This is a genomic window from Amycolatopsis sp. NPDC058340, from assembly GCF_042723975.1.
Classification (GTDB): domain Bacteria; phylum Actinomycetota; class Actinomycetes; order Mycobacteriales; family Pseudonocardiaceae; genus Amycolatopsis.
On sequence record NZ_JBHXIB010000001.1, the window covers coordinates 329,402 to 347,926 of the forward strand.

General features: G+C 66.9%; 18 protein-coding genes and 2 tRNA genes. 15 read left to right on the top strand and 5 right to left on the bottom strand.

Annotation, left to right across the window (positions count from 1 at the left end; all coding sequences use genetic code 11):
- Positions 1 to 103: 103 nt before the first annotated feature.
- The 5 genes from ACFWIW_RS01565 to rpmH are packed head-to-tail and all read right to left on the bottom strand — an operon-like array spanning position 104 to position 2,660.
- Positions 104 to 661 carry a R3H domain-containing nucleic acid-binding protein gene (locus tag ACFWIW_RS01565; RefSeq protein ID WP_007032243.1) on the bottom strand — a complete coding sequence of 186 codons (558 nt, stop codon included), beginning with the start codon at positions 659 to 661 and terminating at the stop codon, positions 104 to 106.
- Between the two features lie 30 nt (positions 662 to 691).
- The gene (gene yidC, locus ACFWIW_RS01570; RefSeq protein WP_378366608.1) at positions 692 to 1,795 is read right to left on the bottom strand and encodes a membrane protein insertase YidC; all 1,104 of its coding nucleotides are present in this window, start codon (positions 1,793 to 1,795) and stop codon (positions 692 to 694) included.
- 4 nt (positions 1,796 to 1,799) lie between these two features.
- The gene (gene yidD, locus ACFWIW_RS01575) at positions 1,800 to 2,105 is read right to left on the bottom strand and encodes a membrane protein insertion efficiency factor YidD (RefSeq protein WP_378366609.1); all 306 of its coding nucleotides are present in this window, start codon (positions 2,103 to 2,105) and stop codon (positions 1,800 to 1,802) included.
- Positions 2,106 to 2,109: 4 nt separating this feature from the next.
- The gene (rnpA, locus tag ACFWIW_RS01580) at positions 2,110 to 2,493 is read right to left on the bottom strand and encodes a ribonuclease P protein component (protein WP_037333978.1); all 384 of its coding nucleotides are present in this window, start codon (positions 2,491 to 2,493) and stop codon (positions 2,110 to 2,112) included.
- A 23-nt stretch (positions 2,494 to 2,516) separates the two neighbouring features.
- On the bottom strand, positions 2,517 to 2,660 hold the full coding sequence (gene rpmH / locus ACFWIW_RS01585; RefSeq protein ID WP_005154511.1) for a 50S ribosomal protein L34: 144 nt from the start codon (positions 2,658 to 2,660) through the stop codon (positions 2,517 to 2,519).
- Between the two features lie 602 nt (positions 2,661 to 3,262).
- Between rpmH and dnaA the strand changes: the two genes are divergently transcribed.
- From dnaA to ACFWIW_RS01660, 15 genes are all read left to right on the top strand, one after another.
- The gene (dnaA, locus tag ACFWIW_RS01590) at positions 3,263 to 4,897 is read left to right on the top strand and encodes a chromosomal replication initiator protein DnaA (protein WP_072029365.1); all 1,635 of its coding nucleotides are present in this window, start codon (positions 3,263 to 3,265) and stop codon (positions 4,895 to 4,897) included.
- A gap of 1,055 nt (positions 4,898 to 5,952) precedes the next feature.
- On the top strand, positions 5,953 to 7,086 hold the full coding sequence (dnaN, locus tag ACFWIW_RS01595; protein ID WP_020632653.1) for a DNA polymerase III subunit beta: 1,134 nt from the start codon (positions 5,953 to 5,955) through the stop codon (positions 7,084 to 7,086).
- 37 nt (positions 7,087 to 7,123) lie between these two features.
- On the top strand, positions 7,124 to 8,014 hold the full coding sequence (gene gnd, locus ACFWIW_RS01600; protein WP_016330461.1) for a phosphogluconate dehydrogenase (NAD(+)-dependent, decarboxylating): 891 nt from the start codon (positions 7,124 to 7,126) through the stop codon (positions 8,012 to 8,014).
- A gap of 9 nt (positions 8,015 to 8,023) precedes the next feature.
- Positions 8,024 to 9,178, top strand: coding sequence for a DNA replication/repair protein RecF (recF, locus tag ACFWIW_RS01605; protein ID WP_378366610.1), 1,155 nt, complete (start codon positions 8,024 to 8,026; stop codon positions 9,176 to 9,178).
- A 259-nt stretch (positions 9,179 to 9,437) separates the two neighbouring features.
- The gene (locus tag ACFWIW_RS01610) at positions 9,438 to 9,944 is read left to right on the top strand and encodes a DciA family protein (protein WP_378366907.1); all 507 of its coding nucleotides are present in this window, start codon (positions 9,438 to 9,440) and stop codon (positions 9,942 to 9,944) included.
- A gap of 206 nt (positions 9,945 to 10,150) precedes the next feature.
- On the top strand, positions 10,151 to 12,118 hold the full coding sequence (gene gyrB, locus ACFWIW_RS01615; protein WP_378366611.1) for a DNA topoisomerase (ATP-hydrolyzing) subunit B: 1,968 nt from the start codon (positions 10,151 to 10,153) through the stop codon (positions 12,116 to 12,118).
- 50 nt (positions 12,119 to 12,168) lie between these two features.
- Entirely contained in the window at positions 12,169 to 14,694 is a 2,526-nt protein-coding gene (gene gyrA / locus ACFWIW_RS01620) for a DNA gyrase subunit A (protein ID WP_378366612.1), read from the top strand.
- 36 nt (positions 14,695 to 14,730) lie between these two features.
- Positions 14,731 to 15,417, top strand: a complete 687-nt coding sequence (locus tag ACFWIW_RS01625; RefSeq protein WP_378366613.1) for a DUF3566 domain-containing protein — start codon at positions 14,731 to 14,733, stop codon at positions 15,415 to 15,417.
- Positions 15,418 to 15,464: 47 nt separating this feature from the next.
- Positions 15,465 to 15,538, top strand: a tRNA-Ile gene (locus tag ACFWIW_RS01630).
- 153 nt (positions 15,539 to 15,691) lie between these two features.
- Positions 15,692 to 15,880: a DLW-39 family protein gene (locus ACFWIW_RS01635; protein ID WP_034321928.1), complete on the top strand. Its 189-nt coding sequence runs from the start codon at positions 15,692 to 15,694 to the stop codon at positions 15,878 to 15,880.
- A 37-nt stretch (positions 15,881 to 15,917) separates the two neighbouring features.
- Positions 15,918 to 15,990 (top strand) — tRNA-Ala (locus tag ACFWIW_RS01640).
- Between the two features lie 65 nt (positions 15,991 to 16,055).
- A complete protein-coding gene (locus ACFWIW_RS01645; protein WP_378366614.1) occupies positions 16,056 to 16,496 on the top strand; it encodes a hypothetical protein in 441 nt (146 codons plus the stop codon).
- 97 nt (positions 16,497 to 16,593) lie between these two features.
- Positions 16,594 to 16,965 carry a hypothetical protein gene (locus ACFWIW_RS01650; protein ID WP_378366615.1) on the top strand — a complete coding sequence of 124 codons (372 nt, stop codon included), beginning with the start codon at positions 16,594 to 16,596 and terminating at the stop codon, positions 16,963 to 16,965.
- 4 nt (positions 16,966 to 16,969) lie between these two features.
- Positions 16,970 to 17,998 (top strand): hypothetical protein, encoded by a 1,029-nt coding sequence (locus ACFWIW_RS01655; RefSeq protein WP_378366616.1) that lies wholly within the window; start codon positions 16,970 to 16,972, stop codon positions 17,996 to 17,998.
- A 2-nt stretch (positions 17,999 to 18,000) separates the two neighbouring features.
- Positions 18,001 to 18,498 carry a YbaB/EbfC family nucleoid-associated protein gene (locus ACFWIW_RS01660; protein WP_378366617.1) on the top strand — a complete coding sequence of 166 codons (498 nt, stop codon included), beginning with the start codon at positions 18,001 to 18,003 and terminating at the stop codon, positions 18,496 to 18,498.
- The last annotated feature ends 27 nt before the right edge of the window (positions 18,499 to 18,525 follow it).

An 18,525-nucleotide genomic window follows, 5' to 3' on the forward strand; every position in this document is an offset into this window, starting at 1 on the left:
GCCCCTCCCCTTTTTTCAGTTAAACCGCCAGGTTTTTAATACCCCCCCCAAAAAACCACGCGCCCCCCGGTATCCCCGGCGGGCCGCTTCGTTCGAGTAACCGTCAGGCGGGGAAGATGACGACCCGGCGCTTCGGGTCCTCTCCTTCGCTCTCGCTCTTGACCCCGTCGACGGCGGCGACCGCGTCGTGCACGACCTTCCGCTCGAACGGGCTCATCGGCTGCAGCCGGACACGCTCGCCGGACGAGACGACCGTCTCGGCGGTCGAGCGACCGAGCTCGCGGAGCTCCTCGCGACGGTCCGCGCGCCAGCCCGCGATGTCCAGCATCAGCCGGCTCCGCGAACCGGTCTCCTGCTGCACCGCCAGCCGGGTCAGCTCCTGCAGCGCCTCCAGCACGGTGCCGCGGGGACCGACGAGCTTCTCGAGGTCCTCGCCGCCGTCGATGCTGACGATCGCGCGGCCCGCTTCGACATCGAGGTCGATGTCGCCGTCGTAGTCCAAAAGGTCGAGCAGCCGCTCGAGGTAGTCACCGGCGATGTCGCCCTCCTTCACGAGGACGTCGTCGTCGACACCTCCCTTGCGAGCGGTCTCTTCAGCGGCGCCCTCAACCTCGGCCGCGCTGTTCTCCTCGGCGTCGATCGTGTCGATCGTCTCCGCCATTACTGGTCTCCTCTCCGAACCGGATCGGCGTCAGCGACGCTTCCGGCCCGATTTCTTAGTCGAGTCCGAGATGAGACCGGGCACGTCCGCACCGTTCTCCTTCGAGCCGTTCGTCGACGACTCGGCTGTTGCGTCGTTGGCGTCCTTCTTCTCCGCGGCGGACGAACCGGTCTGGGCGAAGCCGTGCGGGGAGCCCGCCTTCTTGACCTGACCACCGGAGGACTGCTTGTTCTTCTTCTGCTGGACCGGCTTCTGGCCGGGGCGCGGCGCGGTCGGCTTCTGACCGGGCTTCGGGCCGAGGTTGGAGCGCTTCTCCTTCTCGGCGGCCTTGCGGGCCTCTTCTTCCTTGTCGATCTTCGTGTAGACGAGCCGCTGCTGCATCAGGGTCCAGCCGTTGTTGGCGAGCCAGTAGAAGAGCAGACCGATCGGGAACAGGGCACCGAAGACGAGGACACCGAGCGGGAAGATGTACATCGTCAGCTTGTTCATCATCGCGGTCTGCGGCGTGGCCGACTCGGGGTTCTGACGCTGGACCGAGTGACGCGCGGTGAGGTGCGTGGCGATGCTGGCGACGATCATCAGCGGGATCGCGACGGGGGCGACGTGCCAGTGGAAGCCGGCGGCCGTGTTGCCGCCGCTGACCATGTCGACACCGGTGTAGATGGCCTCGCCGAGGTTGGTGCCGAACAGTTTCGCGTTGACGTACGACTCGACACCGGCCTGGTCGAAGAAGTAGTTCTCGGTCTTCGGGCCGCCGTACGGGTTGATGGTGAACATCCGCAGGACGTGGTTCAGACCGATGAAGACCGGGATCTGAAGCAGCATCGGCAGGCAGCTGCCCAGCGGGTTGACGCCGTGCTCCTTCTGGAGCTTCTGCATCTCCATCGCCTGGCGCTGCCGGTCGTTGGCGTACTTCTTCTGGATCTTCTTCATTTCCGGCGCGAAGTCCTGCATCTTCTTCATCGACCGGACCTGGTTCACGAACGGCTTGAACATGATGCCGCGGACCGTGAACGTCAGGAAGATGATCGCCAAGACCCAGGAAACCGCGTTCGCCTCACCGAACACGAGCCCGAAGACCTTGTGCCAACACCACAAGATGAAGGACACGGGGTAGTAGATGAAGTCGAGCACTGAGCTACTCCTCGATCGGTGTTTCAGGTCGGCGGTGGCGCCACGAGAACGTCTCGGGTACCGGATCGCGGCCGGGCATGGTCCACGGGCCACAGCGCAGCAGACGGCGGACCGCGAGATAAGTGCCGCGGCCGGCGCCGTGCCGGGTCAGTGCCTCGACGGCGTACGCGCTACAGCTCGGGTAGAACCGGCACGCCGGAGGAAGGAAGGGCGAAATCGCCTTGCGGTACAGCTTGATGGGCAGGAGCAGCACCCATGCCACCGGGCCGGGACGGGCTTCTCCGGTGGTGTCGTTCTCGGTGGCTCGCATGCCGTTACACCGCTGATCCGTGGTCGGGGGGTCGCGTCTGGCGGGACAGTCCGAGACGCCGCAACGACGCGTCGAGGTCCGAGCCGAGTTCCGCGCTGGACGCGTCCGCGGCCGGAGGTAGTGCCCGTATCACCAACGAGCTGCCCGGCGGCAGTGTTCCGATCCTGGCGGAAACGAGATGCCTCAATCGGCGGGTGACCCGGTGGCGGACCACCGAATTGCCCACGGCCTTGCTCACCACAAAACCCGCCCGCGCCGCTTCGGCGGCATCGGGCGGGTCCGTGGTCAACGCATGGACGACGAGGCGGCGCCTGCCTGCCTTGGCCCCACGCCGCATCACGGCACGGAAATCCTCACTGCGCCGCAACCTCGCGGCGGCCGGCAGCACGACGTCCCTCGACGACGGCCGGATCAGGCGGACAGCGCGCCGCGGCCCTTGCGACGACGAGCCGCCAGGATGGCCCGGCCGGCGCGGGTCCGCATGCGCAGCCGGAATCCGTGGACCCGGGCGCGGCGGCGGTTGTTCGGCTGGAAGGTGCGCTTACCCTTGCTCACGACTAACTTCTCCTGTTTCTCGGCCGCCGGGAACGGTTCGACCCGTTCCTGGCGTGTCGTGCTGACGCACGGCAGTCTCTGGTGTCTCCTACCAACGTGTGGCCTCGTCACGTCGAGCGACGACAACGTGGGCACGCGAAACGCCCCCGCTGTATACGGGAGACCTTACGAGGGTACGCACCCACCGCCCGGGCCCGGCAAGCACCCCCTCGACCACGGACCGCGACCGTACGTGGAGAGTGATCACCGACGACGCGAGGGCACCGAATGGCAACACGCCGTACACCGTGAAATGCTTGCGCGCGAGGATGCCTTGTGGCAACGAGCGGGGCTTGTTAGCGTGCCCCTCCCGGGTTTTCGCCGAGGTGGAACGGTGCAGGCGCCCGGGTGTCCTTGGGGATGTGGAGGCGTCCCGTCGGCATACGACGATCCCGCAGGTGGCGTCACCGCGGGTCGCCGTACATTAGTGCACAGCTGTGGACAACTATGTGGATATTTGCTGTGCGCATGAGCCGACCGGGCCATGATGACGCTCGACCCGGCGTTCGGGCCGCTGAGTGATCTCGCCGCAGCGCACCGACGAGGGGAGGGGAGTCAGGCAGGTGTCCGATCACCAGCACAATCTTGGCGTCATCTGGGAGCAGGTCGTCCGCGAGCTGTCCGATGGCACCCTCTCCCCGCAGCAGCGCGCCTGGATGCGGGTGACCCGGCCGATCGGCCTGCTCGACGGCACCGCGCTGCTCGCCGCCCCCAGCGACTTCGCCAAGGAAGCGATCGAACGCGCCCTGCGCGGCGCGATCACCGAAGCCCTTTCGCGACGGCTCGGCCGCGCGGTCTCGCTCGCGGTGAAGGTCGACAGCACCGAGCCCCACACTTCGATGCCCCCGCCTTCGCCGGGCCCTCGCTACGAACCGACGTCACCCAGCCGGGTGGAAAACGGGTCCGGCCCGGTGCCGGGTACTCCTCCGCTGCCCGAGGGTGACGGCATGCTGTCCCCGACCAGGCCCCGGCCCGAGCCTCCGAAGCCGAGGCCGCCGCGGCAGCAGCCGGTGGACAACAGCCTCAACGATGGCGATGACAGCGATGAAGAAGTCGACGAAGAGGGCGAGGCCCTCGCCGCCGTGACCGAGATCTGGCCGACGTTCTCCGGTCAGCCGATCGCGGGCCAGCCCTACACCGCGCCGGCGCAGCCGCAGACGTCGAAGACGAAGCTCAACGAGAAGTACACGTTCGACACCTTCGTCATCGGTGCGTCGAACCGCTTCGCGCACGCGGCCGCGGTCGCCGTCGCCGAAGCACCGGCGCGCGCGTACAACCCGTTGTTCATCTGGGGAGAGTCCGGACTCGGGAAGACCCACCTGCTGCACGCGGTCGGGCACTACGCCCAGCGGCTGTTCCCCGGGATGCGCGTGCGGTACGTGTCGACCGAAGAGTTCACCAACGACTTCATCAACTCGCTGCGAGACGACCGCAAGGTCGCGTTCCAGCGCCGCTACCGCGACATCGACATCCTGCTCGTCGACGACATCCAGTTCCTGGAAGGCAAAGAAGGTACGCAGGAGGAGTTCTTCCACACCTTCAACACCCTCCACAACGCGAACAAGCAGATCGTCGTCTCCTCCGACCGTCCGCCGAAGCGCCTCGAAACGCTGGAAGACCGGCTGCGCACGCGGTTCGAGTGGGGCCTCATCACCGACATCCAGCCACCGGAACTCGAAACGCGTATCGCGATCCTTCGCAAGAAGGCCGCGCAGGACCGGCTCGCGGTTCCCGGCGAGGTCTTGGAGTTCATCGCTTCGCGCGTCGAGGCGAACATCCGGGAACTCGAAGGCGCGCTCATCCGCGTCACCGCCTTCGCGTCACTGAACCAGCAGCCCGTCGACGTCGCGCTCGCCGAGATCGTGCTCCGGGACCTCATCCCGGATTCACACGCACCGGAGATCACCGCGCCGACCATCATGGGCGTCACATCGGAGTTCTTCGACGTGACCCTCGACGACCTCTGCGGCCCCGGCAAGACGAAGGCGCTCGCGACCGCACGCCAGATCGCGATGTACCTCTGCCGCGAACTGACCGACATGTCGCTGCCGAAGATCGGGCAGACCTTCGGCGGCCGCGACCACACCACCGTCATGCACGCGGACAAGAAGATCCGCAAGGAGATGGCCGAACGACGGCGCATCTACGACCAGGTGCAGGAACTCACTTCACGGATCAAGCAGCGCGCAAGGCAGTAGTTTTTGATCTCGCGCTGACGAAAAGCGCGCCGAAGGGGCGTCGTTCCGCTTCCACCTCAAGGTGAGCGGGAAGGCGCCCCTTCATCGCGTTTTCGTGGGCCTTCGGCCCGAAAGAGGGCGCTCGACGGGTGAAGTCTCCGTCGGGCGCGGGGCGCCCTTGGGGAGACCTCTGTGGTCACCGGGCATCAGTTCCTTAGCGCATAAGGGTTTCAGGGGCTCTCAGCGGTCGTGGGAGCCCTTCTTTGTGTCTACATAGGCCCGAAGCGCGCGTAGGCCAAGAAGCGGCGAAGCGCGCGAAGGAGGCCTCGGGATGCTTCGGGATTTTCCTTGTGTACAAAGGAATCCACATGTTGTGGGTATCTTGTGCACAACTCCGGCGGGTCGCAGAGCTGCGGCGATCGGGTTTCCGTCCACATCGCACTCACAGGCGATCCACAGCATTTCCACACCAAGATCCACACGCTGTCCCCAGGTTGCCCACATCTTGTGCACAAGGGTGATGCAGGCTGCATGGATCACTCTCCCGAGCGATTCCGGTCACGAACGGCGCCCACAACCCTGGGTACAAACCGGCGTTCGACTGGGGATAACCGTGGGGACAACTGTGGATGACTGTGGACAGATCGAGCGCCGCCCGAATCCATCCACGGACGCCCCGAGCTGTCCACCGTCCGTACACACCCGGAGTCCACAGCCCTCCAGGCGCCCGGACCTGCGCGAACGAGCCTTGTCCACACAATCCACAACACCTATTACTACTGCTGTCTTTTCTTCTTCTCTAGAAGAGAACAAAACAAAAACAGGCGAAGGACGAATCTGGGGACAGCCGGTGAGCCGTGTCGTCTTGTCGACAAAAGCAAGGGGAGGCCGAGGTGACGCGGACCCCGGGGACGGCCTAACGTGGGTCCCTGCACCTGGTCTGCGTGTCGACGTGCGTTCGCGTCCTCGCACGGACCGAACACACCTGCGAGGCACCTGGCCATCGCGCTCTCCGGCCGAGGTGACCCGTTGAGCTTTCGAGCCGTCAGGGGCTCGGCTGTCGAAAGGAAGCGCGCATGAAGATCCGCGTCGAGCGTGACGGGCTGGCCGACGCCGTCGCGTGGGTGGCGAGAAGCCTCCCGTCGCGGCCTCCGGTCCCGGTTCTGGGCGGTGTCCTGCTCGATGCGGGATCCGACGGGACGAGTGACGCCCTCACCGTCTCCGGATTCGACTACGAGGTCTCCGCAACGGTCGGCGTCCCGGCCACCATCGCCGACGGCGGCCGCCTGCTGGTCTCCGGCCGTCTGCTGGCCGACATCACCAAGTCGCTGCCCGCGCAGCCGGTCGAGATCTCCGTCGACGGCGCCCGCGCGACCATCACCTGCGGTTCCGCGCGCTTCTCCTTGCCGACCATGCCGGTCGAGGACTACCCGCAGCTCCCGTCCCAGCCCGCTTTCGCCGGTGAACTCACCGGTGACGCGTTCGGCCAGGCCGTCACCCAGGTCGTCGTCGCCGCGGGCAAGGACGACACCCTCCCGATGCTGACCGGGATGCGGCTGGAGATCTCCGGCTCCTCGCTGACCCTGGTCGCCACCGACCGTTTCCGCCTCGCGATGCGCGAGTTCACCTGGGAGCCGGCCGAGGGCCTGTCCGACGCCGCCGTCCTCGTCCCGGCGCGCACGCTCGCCGAGGCCGCGAAGACGCTCGGCGCCAGCGGTGCCAAGATCCGGCTCGCGCTCGCCAGCGGCGAAGGGCTCCTCGGTCTCTCCGGTTCCGGTCGCTACACCACGACCCGCCTCCTCGACGCGGAGTTCCCGCCGTACCGGCAGCTGCTGCCGGCGCAGCACACGTCGCGCGCGGTCATCGAGGTCTCCGCGCTCGCCGAGTCCATCAAGCGTGTTTCGCTGGTCGCGGAGCGTGGCACCCAGGTGCGGCTGGAGTTCAACGACGGCTCGCTGCGGCTTTCCGCCGGCGGCGACGACGAAGGTTCGGCCGAGGAAGAGCTTCAGGTCGACTACGAGGGTGAGCCGGTGACCATCGCGTTCAACCCGGGTTACCTCGTCGACGGGCTCGGCGCGCTCAACGCGAACCGGGCGGAACTGACGTTCACCACCCCGAACCGGCCGGCGCTGATCAAGCCCGCCGACGAGGAGGGCAACGTCGTCCCCGGCTACCTGTACCTCCTGATGCCGGTCCGCCTCCCGGGCTGACCGGCCGCCACTTCTGTTCGCACCAAAGGGGATCTTCATGGCTCAGCTGGGACTCATCGGCCTCGGCAAAATGGGGTTCAACATGCGTGAGCGGCTGCGCGCGGCCGGTCACGAGGTGGTCGGCTACGACCGCAACCCCGACGTCACCGACTCCACCTCACTCGAGGACATGGTGTCCAAACTGGACGGTCCCCGGATCGTCTGGATCATGGTGCCCGCCGGCGAACCGACGCGGCAGACCGTCGCGGAGCTCGGCAACCTGCTGTCCGAGGGCGACCTCGTGATCGACGGCGGCAACTCGAAGTACACCGACGACCGGATCAACGCCGACCTGCTCGCCGCGAAGAAGATCGGTTACCTCGACTGCGGGGTTTCCGGTGGCGTGTGGGGCAAGGACAACGGCTACGGCCTGATGGTCGGCGGCGCGGCTTCGGACGTCGAGAAGGCCATGCCGATCTTCGACGCGCTTCGCCCCGAAGGTCCGCGTGACGAGGGCTTCTCGCACGCCGGCGCCGTCGGCTCGGGTCACTACGCGAAGATGATCCACAACGGCATCGAGTACGGCATGATGCAGGCCTTCGCCGAAGGTTTCGAGCTGCTCGAAGCCGCGAAGGTCGTCGAGAACGTGCCCGCGGTGATCAAGGGCTGGCAGCGGGGGACCGTCGTCCGCTCGTGGCTGCTCGACCTGCTGGTCCGCGCGCTCGACGAGGACCCGGAGCTGGACGACCTCGAGGGCTACGTCGAGGATTCCGGCGAAGGCCGGTGGACCCTGGAAGAGGCGATCAACAACGCGGTCCCGGCGCCGGTCATCTCGGCCGCGCTGTTCGCGCGGTTCGCCTCGCGCCAGGAGGACTCGGCCGCCATGCGGGCCGTCGCCGCGCTGCGCAACCAGTTCGGCGGGCACTCGGTCAAGAAGGCCGGCGACTAGGCAAGAGGGTTGTACTTAAGACATCTGCAGGTCACCGACTTCCGGTCCTGGCCACTGGCCGATCTCCCGCTCGAACCCGGCCCGACCGTCCTCGTCGGACAGAACGGCCGCGGCAAGACGAACCTCCTCGAGGCGATCGGCTACATCGCGACCCTGGGCTCGCACCGCGTCGCGACCGACGCGCCGTTGGTGCGGCACGGGTGCGAACGCGCGCTGATCAGGGTCGCGGTGGTCAACGAGGATCGCGAGCTGACGGTCGAACTGGAGATCACGCCCGGCAAGGCGAACCGCGCGCGGGTCAACCGCGGCGCGGTCGGTAAGCCCCGCGACGTGCTCGGGATCCTGCGCACGGTGCTGTTCTCCCCGGAGGACCTGGCACTCGTGCGCGGGGATCCCGGGGAACGGCGCCGGTTCATGGACGAACTCCTCGTGCTGCGCGCGCCCCGGTACGCCGGGGTCCGCGCCGACTACGAGAAGGTGCTGAAACAGCGGAACGCCCTGCTCAAGACGGCGGGCAAGCGGCGGACGGGGCGCGAAGACCCGTACGCGTTGTCGACGCTCGACGTCTGGGACGACCACTTGGCGGTGGCCGGGGCCGCGTTGCTGGCGGCCCGGCTGAACCTGATCGCCGACCTCGCGCCGTACGCGGCCTCCGCGTACATGGGGGTCGCGCCCGATTCGAGACCGGCGAAGATCGCGTACAAGTCGAGCCTCGGCGAAGCGATGCCGGAGGGCTACGGCACTCCGGACGGTCCTCGCGCCGACCAAGCGGTCCTCAAGGAAGTGCTGGTCGAGGCGCTGAAACGGTCGCGGAACCTGGAGCTCGAACGCGGGGTGAGCATGGTCGGCCCGCACCGGGACGAGCTCGATCTCATCCTCGGCGAAGCGCCGGCGAAGGGCTACGCGAGCCATGGGGAGTCCTGGTCGTTCGCCCTCGCGTTGCGTCTGGGAAGCTACGAGCTCCTGCGTGGCGAGGCCGGTGAACCGGTGCTTCTGCTGGATGATGTGTTCGCCGAGCTGGACCGGCGTCGCCGGGCCCGGCTGGCGGAGGTGGCGGCAGGCGCCGAGCAGGTGCTGGTGACCGCCGCCGTGGACGAGGACGTGCCAGCCGAACTGGCCGGACATCGATTCCTCGTGGCGGATGGTGAGATCAACCGAGGGTGATCCCGCGAAGCGGACACCCCGGGTGATCGGCGCCACAGCAGTTGCCCACCGATCTGGGGACAAACCTGTGGACAGTGTGGATAACACCGTGAACGCGTTATCGCCCCGCGTGACCAAGGGGCCTGATAAGCGGCTTGACACCCCTCACGCGGGTGGTAACCCGAGTGAGGGAGCCTTGTTCGATACGCGGAGTGATCGCCCCGCGGTATCGAACGGCTCAACTGATACCGAAAGCAAGGAACCGACTACAGGTCGTGACCTGGCTCGGGCCGCTCTGGACGCCGCGAAGGCCAAAGCGAAGGCCCGCGGGGTTGAACCGGGCGTGCGCCGTGGCCGTATCACCGGAGGGGGAGCCGGTTCGGCCGGGCAAAGCCCGCGACGTCGTCGCTGGTCAGGGCCGGGCGCCGACGCCCGCGACCCGCAACCGCTCGGCAGGCTCGCCTCCCGGATCGCCGTCGACCGCGGCTGGAACACGCGGCTGGCGAACGGTCAGGTCTTCGGCCACTGGGCACGTCTGGTGGGTGAAGAGGTCGCCGAACACGCCCAGCCGGTGGCTCTGAAGGACGGCGAGCTGACCGTGCGCGCGAGTTCGACAGCGTGGGCGACGCAGCTTCGCCTGCTTCAGGGGCAGCTGCTGGCGAAGATCGCCAAAGGCGTCGGGAACGGCGTGGTGAAGAAGATGCGGATCCAGGGGCCGACGGCGCCGAGCTGGCGGAAAGGGCCGCGGCACGTCCCGGGACGCGGCCCGCGTGACACGTACGGCTGACCCGAGTTGCGCTTCGCCGCGACAGTGCCCATTAAAGCGCCGAGAACGCGCCCAGAGTGCTTCGCGAACGTCAAGACTCTTCTTTGAGCGAATTAGCGCGTCTGTGAGCAAATCAGGGGTGTCCTTGCCGCATGTCTGCGAACGCGGCCAAGTACACTGGTGATGAGCGAGCGTCTGCTCGAGCGAGACGAGGAGAAACAACGCCTGTGACCGAGAACAAGAGCGAGTACAACGCGTCGTCGATCACGGTGCTCGAAGGGCTCGAAGCCGTCCGCAAGCGTCCCGGTATGTACATCGGTTCCACCGGTGAACGCGGCCTCCACCACCTCGTCCAAGAGGTGGTCGACAACTCCGTCGACGAGGCGATGGCGGGCTACGCCACCAAGGTCGAGGTTACCTTGCTGGCCGACGGCGGGGTCCGCGTCGTCGACGACGGCCGCGGCATCCCGGTCGACATGCACCCGAAGGAACAGAAGCCGACCCTCGAGGTCGTGCTCACCGTGCTCCACGCGGGCGGCAAGTTCGACAGCGACTCCTACGCGGTCTCCGGTGGTCTGCACGGCGTCGGCGTCTCCGTGGTGAACGCGCTCTCCACCAGGCTCGTCGCCGAGGTCAAATACGGCGGGCGCAGCTGGCGCCAGGTGTACACCGACCAGATCCCCGGCGAACTGGAAGATCTCGGCCCGGCGACCGAGACCGGCACCACGATCACCTTCTGGGCCGACGGCGACATCTTCGAAACCACGACGTACAACTTCGAGACGATCTCCCGTCGTCTTCAGGAAATGGCCTTCCTCAACAAGGGCCTGACCCTTTCGCTGCGCGACGAGCGCGTCGCCGACGAAGAGACCGAAGCGGACGCTTCCGGCCAGGCGGCGCGGGTCAAGGAGAAGACCTACTGCTACCCGGGCGGTCTCGAAGACTTCGTCAAGCACATCAACGGCAGCAAGGACCCGATCCACGCCTCCGTGATCTCCTTCGAGGCCAAGGGCACCGGCCTCGAGGTCGAGGTCGCCATGCAGTGGAACAACGGCTTCACGCCGTCGGTGTACACCTTCGCCAACACGATCAACACGCACGAGGGCGGCACGCACGAAGAGGGCTTCCGCGCCGCGCTCACCCGCGTCGTCAACGCGTACGCGCGCGAGAAGAAGCTGCTCAAGGAGAAGGACGCCAACCTCTCCGGTGACGACGTGCGCGAGGGTCTCGCCGCGATCGTCTCGATCAAGCTCTCCGAGCCGCAGTTCGAAGGCCAGACCAAGACCAAGCTGGGCAACAGCGAGGCCAAGACGTTCGTGCAGCAGACCTCGAACGAATGGCTGGCCGACTGGTTCGAGCGCAACCCCACCGAGGCGAAGACGATCATCAACAAGTCGATCTCCTCGGCGCAGGCGCGGATGGCCGCCCGCAAGGCGCGCGACCTGGTCCGCCGCAAGGGCGCGCTGGAGATCGGCGGGCTGCCCGGCAAGCTCAAGGACTGCCGCTCGACCAATCCGTCGGAATGCGAGCTCTACATCGTCGAGGGTGACTCGGCGGGCGGTTCGGCCAAGGAAGGCCGCGACTCGATGTACCAGGCGATCCTGCCGATCCGGGGCAAGATCATCAACGTCGAGAAGGCCCGTATCGACCGCGTCCTCAAGAACACCGAGGTCCAGTCGCTGATCACCGCGCTCGGCACCGGTATCCACGAAGAGTTCGACATCGAGAAGCTGCGCTACCACAAGATCGTGCTGATGGCCGACGCCGATGTGGACGGCCAGCACATCACCACGCTGCTGCTCACCTTCCTGTTCCGGTTCATGCCCCCGCTGATCGAGCACGGACACGTGTTCCTCTCGCGGCCGCCGCTGTACAAGATCAAGTGGCCGCGGCAGGACCCGGAGTACGCGTACTCCGACCGGGAACGCGACGCCGTCATCCAGGCGGGTGTCGAGGCCGGCCGGAAGCTGCCGAAGGACGACGCGATCCAGCGCTACAAGGGTCTCGGCGAGATGAACGCCGAAGAGCTGTGGGAGACCACGATGGACCCGGCGAACCGGCTGCTCGGCCAGGTCACCCTGGACGACGCCGCGCAGGCCGACGACCTGTTCTCCGTCCTGATGGGCGAGGACGTCGAAGCCCGCCGTTCCTTCATCACGCGTAACGCCAAGGATGTGCGCTTCCTCGACGTCTAGCGACGCCCCGCTCTTTGTCCCCTTAGGACTGCTCCCACGAGAAGGACCTCATGACGGAAACCTTGCCGCCGGCTCCGGACCACGACCGGATCGAACCGGTCGACATCCAGCAGGAGATGCAGCGCTCCTACATCGACTACGCGATGAGCGTCATCGTGTCGCGGGCACTGCCGGACGTGCGCGACGGCCTCAAGCCGGTGCACCGCCGCGTGCTGTACTCGATGTTCGACTCCGGCTTCCGCCCCGACCGCGGGTACAACAAGTGCTCCCGCGTCGTCGGCGACGTGATGGGCAACTACCACCCGCACGGTGACTCCGCGATCTACGACGCGCTGGTGCGGCTCGCGCAGCCGTGGTCGCTGCGGTACCCGCTGATCGACGGCCAGGGCAACTTCGGTTCGTCGGGCAACGACCCCGCCGCCGCCATGCGGTACACCGAGTCCCGGCTGGCGCATCTCGCGATGCACATGCTGCAGGACATCGAAGAAGAGACCGTCGACTTCTCCGACAACTACGACGGCCGCACCCAGGAACCCGACGTCCTGCCGTCGCGGTTCCCGAACCTGCTGGTCAACGGTGGTTCCGGGATCGCGGTCGGGATGGCGACCAACATCCCGCCGCACAACCTGCGCGAGGTGGCCGACGGCGTCAAATGGGCGCTCGAGAACTACGACGCCACCGACGACGAGCTGCTCGCCGCGCTGCTGGTCCGCATCAAGGGGCCGGACTTCCCGACCAAGGCGATGATCCTCGGCAACTCCGGGATCGAGGACGCGTACCGCACCGGCCGCGGTTCCGTGCGCATGCGCGCGGTCGTCGAGGTCGAAGAGGACGCCAAGGGCCGCACGATCCTGGTCGTGTCCGAGCTGCCGTACCAGGTGAACCCGGACAACCTGGTCGAGAACATCGCGAACCTGGTCCGCGACGGCAAGCTCACCGGCATCTCCGACATCGCCGACGAGTCCAACAGCCGCAGCGGGATGCGGATCGTCGTCACGATCAAACGCGACGCGGTCGCGAAGGTCGTGCTGAACAACCTGTACAAGCACACCCAGCTGCAGCAGAACTTCGGTGTCAACATGCTGGCACTGGTCGACGGCGTGCCCCGCACGCTGCGGCTCGACCAGATGATCCGGCACTACGTGAAGCACCAGATCGACGTCATCGTCCGCCGGACCCGCTTCCGGCTGCGCAAGGCCGAGGAACGCGCCCACATCCTGCGCGGTCTGGTCAAGGCGCTGGACATGCTCGACGAGGTCATCGCCCTCATCCGGCGTTCGCCCTCGGCCGAGGAGGCCCGGCCCGCGCTGATGAGCCTGCTCGACGTCGACGAGATCCAGGCCACCGCGATCCTCGACATGCAGCTCCGCCGCCTCGCGGCACTGGAGCGGCAGCGGATCATCGACACCCTTGCCGAGATCGAACTCGAGATCGCCGACCTCAAGGACATCCTCGAGAAGCCCGAGCGGCAGCGCGCGATCATCGCCGAGGAGCTCCAGGAGATCGTCGACAAGTACGGCGACGACCGGCGCACCAAGATCATCCCGTTCGACGGCGACGTGTCGGTCGAAGACCTCATCGCGGTCGAGGACGTCGTCGTCACCATCACCCGCACGGGTTACGCCAAGCGAACGAAAACCGATCTGTACCGCTCGCAGAAACGCGGCGGCAAGGGCGTCCAGGGCGCGACCCTCAAACAGGACGACATCGTCCAGCACTTCTTCGTCTGCTCGACGCACGACTGGATCCTGTTCTTCACGAACAAGGGCCGCGTGTACCGGGCCAAGGCGTACGACCTGCCGGAGGCCAACCGCAACGCGCGCGGCCAGCACGTCGCGAACCTGCTCGCCTTCCAGCCCGACGAGCAGATCGCCCAGGTCATCGAGATCCCGAACTACGAGGTCGCCCCGTACCTCGTGCTCGCGACCCGCCGCGGCCTGGTGAAGAAGACCAAGCTCACCGACTTCGACTCCAACCGCGCCGGCGGCCTCATCGCCGTCAACCTGCGCGAAGGCGACGAGCTGGTCGGCGCGGTCCTCGCGGCCGCCGAGGACGACCTGCTCCTCGTTTCCGCGGAAGGCCAGTCGATCCGCTTCCACGCCACCGACGAGGCCCTGCGCCCGATGGGCCGCGCGACGTCCGGTGTGCTGGGCATGCGGTTCAACGACGGCGACGAGCTGCTCGGCATCAACGTCGTCCAGCCGGACAAGTTCCTCCTCGTCGCCACCGGCGGCGGCTACGCCAAGCGCACCCCGACCGAGGACTACCCGGTGCAGGGCCGCGGCGGCAAGGGTGTGCTCACCATTCAGTACGACCAGAAACGTGGCAGGCTGGTGGGCGCGGTCATCGTCGACGCCGAAGACGAGCTCTACGCGATCACCTCCAGCGGCGGGGTGATCCGGACTTCGGCCGGGCAGGTGCGCAAGGCAGGCAGGCAGACGAAGGGAGTGCGGCTGATGAATCTCGACGAAGGAACAACTCTTCTCGCGGTCGCACGCAACGCGGACGAGCCCTCAGACGTCGCCACTGCAGGTAGTACTGAAGGAGAAGAAACCCCGGCGTCGGAGCAGGAGTAGACGACGCCCCACGTACTGGGTAAGGACTGACACCTCGTGACACCATCCGAGAAGCCCGAAGCAGGCGGCGCGCAGGCGGGTTCGTCGAGCCCGCCTTGGCAGCGCGACAGCGGCGCCGGGGAACCCGAAGGCTCCAGCGAGCAGACGGTCTCGGTGTCTTCGGTCGCCACCGAAGACGTGGCCCACTCGGACCCGAAGCGGGACACGACCACCGTGACCGACTATCACGGGGTCAGCGGCACGGCCGCGAAGAGGCTTTTCGGCGACAGCGGAGAGGGCGAACCCGCCCCCTCCGCCATCCCGTCGGCCTCCCGCACCCGTGCCGCCCCCACCGCGCTCCGCCGCCCCGGCCGCGGACCGCGTCGCGCCAGCCTGCAGATCAAACGCTTCGACCCCTGGTCGGTGCTGAAACTGTCCCTCGTCCTCGGCGTCGCGCTGTTCTTCGTGTGGCTCGTCGCCGTCGGCGTCCTGTACACCGTCCTCGACGGCATGGGCGTCTGGGACAAACTCAACGGGACCTACTCGTCGCTCGTCGGCGGCGAAGGTGCCGACGCACCGGCCGACCCGTTGATCAGCGCCGGCCGCGTCTTCGGGATCGCGGCCATCCTCGGCGCCATCAACATCGTGCTGATCTCGGCGCTGGCCACCGTCAGCGCCTTCATCTACAACGTCTCCGCCGACCTCGCCGGAGGCCTGGAAGTGACCCTTTCCGAACGAGAGTGACCCGGTTGCAGGGCGTCGAAAGACGTCCTGTAATCTTCTCCTCGTTCGGGCCCATAGCTCAGGCGGTTAGAGCGCTTCGCTGATAACGAAGAGGTCCCAGGTTCAAGTCCTGGTGGGCCCACTCCGAAAGCCGGTTCGCGATTCTCGCGGGTCGGCTTTTTCGTTGCCCGGACCTTGGTTCCACGTGGAACCTCGGGCAGCGGGCGTCCGGAGAACCGCGTGCAGTAGCATCGGTGGGTAAGCGGAGCAACTCGGCGGAAAGAGGGGGCTTCTGATGAAGAAGCTGTTGGCACTCGCGGTCATCGCGGGCGGCGTGCTGTTCGTGATCAAGCGCAACAAGGCCGCCAAGGCCGAGGCCGACCTCTGGCGTGAGGCCACCGCTCCCACCGAGCGTCCGCTGGGATCCGCTTCCACCAACGGAAGCGCCCCGGCCAAGGCCGCGGACGCGTCCCGCAACAACTGATTTCGGCGCGGGCGGTTATCATGATCGTCCGCGACCCGGGGCTGTAGCTCAATTGGTAGAGCACTGCCTTTGCAAGGCAGGGGTCAGGGGTTCGATTCCCCTCAGCTCCACTCCGGTATCCACGAAGGCCACCCGCACTCCGGGTGGCCTTTTCGTTTCCGGGCAGAATGCGCGCATGGGTGTCCTCTTCGACTACTTCGCCGCGCCGGACGACGACGCCGCGGCCGCCACCATCGACCTCGACGGCGGTCCCGCCGATGCGTCCCTGCCGACCGTCCAGCTCAAAGGTGTGGACCCGTTCGTGCAGCTGGGCACGCTGGAGTCCCTGCTCACCGGCGTCGGCTACGACACCATCATCGAACGCGACATCGCCCCCGTCGCGATGGCCGACGGCGGCACGCGGCTGGTCGTCGCGCTGACCGATGAGCTGTCCGCCGCGCTGTCCGACGCCGACGAGCCGCGCTTGCGTGAGGTGGCCGAGCCCTGGTCGCGGACCGAGGAGTTCGGTGGCGGGGCCGACCCCGACGACCTCGTCACCGTGCTGACCGGCTTCGCGGAACTGGCCCGCACCGCCACGACCAGGGGCGACCGTCTCTACTGCTGGGTCTGCGTCTGAGCGGTGACGTTCGTCACCGTACGCGGATGACAAAGTCGCGCGCTCAGCCAAGTCAACGCTGCTTACATGGGGGTGGAATCCGGACAGCGAGGTGAACATGGTCAGTTTCGAAACCGACCTCGACGATCTCAGGTTGTCGAGCAAGGAACTGCAGAATGCCGCGGACATCGTCAGTACCGCCCACACCGGGGTGCGCGGGCAGGACGTCCCCGCTCCCGACCCGGTGACGGGAAGCCTTCTGCCCGGCCTTTTCGCGCCGGACACCGCGTTCGGGAAGACCCTGGGCATGCGCGGGGTTTCGGCGGCCTACGAGGAACACCGCCAGGCCGTCGAGAAGATGCTCGCGAAGCTGCACCGCAGCACGCAGGACGCCTCCCGTGCCCTGGAGCGGGTCGCCGAACTCTACGAATCGGTGGACGAGGACAACAAGCAGCGAGTGAACCGCGCTGCGTATGGGAACCAGGGGTAGCGGCGTGGACGGGTACTTCAACGCGCTGGACGCGGAGAGCACCGCCGGATTCGGCGACAACAGCAAACTTCTCGAGGGGATCTCCCACGACCTCACCGCGGGGGCCGAAAAGGCTTACGCGGCGTTGGACCTCCTCTACCCGCCGTTCTTCGGCAGCGACGTGGACTTGAGCGGCGGCCTGAAGGAAGAGGTCCGCGACTTCTTCATCGAGTTCTCCGAGGCGGAGCTCGTCGGCGAGAACAGCCTGCAGACCATGATCGAGGCCTACGAAGGTCTCTGGAACGCTTTCCAGGACACGAAAGCGCCGCTCGACCGGTCCTTGGTCCTGCTTCTCAAGTGGCGTGGTGAAGGCGCCGAGACCGCCAAGAGCTACATCCAGGGTCTCGTGAACACCTATTCCCGCGTGGGTACCAAACTCACCGTGCTGGAAGCCGACATCGTGGCCGCGCGGGACGCCATCGCGACCGCACGGGCCGACCTGAGCACTCTCGCCGCCTCCTTCCTGACCGCGGCGGAAAAGTACCGGGACGACAAGGAACGGCAGGACGAATCCGCCTTGGTGAAGGCGTTGGCCGCGACCTTCGCCGCCGCTGTCACCGCTCTGCTCGTGGCCGCCGCGCCTCCGGCAGGCCTCACCGCGGCGACGTTCTTCACCACGGCGAACGGAGTGCAGGTCGCCGGTGCGGCGGCCGGTGCCGGGCTCTCGACCCTGGTCTCCGAGAACGCCGCGATCGTCGGGGACAGCCCCGAAATGATCTACAACAGCTTCCACGACGGTGTGGTCAACATCCGTGAAGCCATGTTCCGCGCGTCGGAATCACTGATCTCGAAGATCAACACGGAGATCAACAACCTGCCGATCATCCCCGAACCGCCGGACGTCAGCCCCGGCGAGACCTTCGACCCTGGCAACTTCGAAACCGAAAACACCGACAAGGGAACGGAAAAGCGGGTCCGGGACCAGAACGTCGACATCTCGAAGGACGGCAAGTTCCAGGAACCGCCGCGGGAGCTGTCACCCCTCAAGGAGTGAGCGTGGCCGACAAACCGGCACCCAAGAAACCGGCCAACGACCGGCAAGCGATGCTCGAGGCGTTGGCCGCCCTCTCGGTGGACGCGTCCTCGCCGGACGGTGCCGTTTCCGTTTCGGTCAACACCGACGGTGTGATGACGCGGCTTCGGCTTGGCGAGGCCGCGTCGCGGATGTCGCCCGCCGAGATCGCGGGCACCGTCATGCGGACCTATCAGGAAGCGCAGCAAGGATCCGCGAAACGCAGCGCGGAGCTGATGGCGCCGATCGGCAACGCCGGATACATCACGGACCGCCTCCGCTGGCGGCTCGCGTTCACGCCTTCGTTCCAGGAGACCGGGGAGACCGTCGCGCCGCCGGTGCCGCGCCGGGCGACGGCGGGGGCCGAGAACGTCGTGCTCAAAGACCGTTCGGAGGAACCGGCCGGGCCCCCGCAGGACGAGCAACCCGAATCCGAGGACCAGTACTACGAGCAAGGCCTGCGGTACCGGCCTTCCTGGTAGCGAAACGGGCTTGCCCTCAAGCGCGCT

What these genes read in the sequence shown, in the direction of transcription:
- gnd (WP_016330461.1), top strand. Translation starts at nt 7,124, where the DNA reads ATGGCTCAGCTGGGACTCATCGGCCTCGGCAAAATGGGGTTCAACATG.
- ACFWIW_RS01565 (WP_007032243.1), bottom strand. Translation starts at nt 661, where the DNA reads ATGGCGGAGACGATCGACACGATCGACGCCGAGGAGAACAGCGCGGCC.
- ACFWIW_RS01650 (WP_378366615.1), top strand. Translation starts at nt 16,594, where the DNA reads ATGGTCAGTTTCGAAACCGACCTCGACGATCTCAGGTTGTCGAGCAAG.
- dnaN (WP_020632653.1), top strand. Translation starts at nt 5,953, where the DNA reads ATGAAGATCCGCGTCGAGCGTGACGGGCTGGCCGACGCCGTCGCGTGG.
- yidD (WP_378366609.1), bottom strand. Translation starts at nt 2,105, where the DNA reads ATGCGAGCCACCGAGAACGACACCACCGGAGAAGCCCGTCCCGGCCCG.
- ACFWIW_RS01645 (WP_378366614.1), top strand. Translation starts at nt 16,056, where the DNA reads ATGGGTGTCCTCTTCGACTACTTCGCCGCGCCGGACGACGACGCCGCG.
- ACFWIW_RS01635 (WP_034321928.1), top strand. Translation starts at nt 15,692, where the DNA reads ATGAAGAAGCTGTTGGCACTCGCGGTCATCGCGGGCGGCGTGCTGTTC.
- gyrA (WP_378366612.1), top strand. Translation starts at nt 12,169, where the DNA reads ATGACGGAAACCTTGCCGCCGGCTCCGGACCACGACCGGATCGAACCG.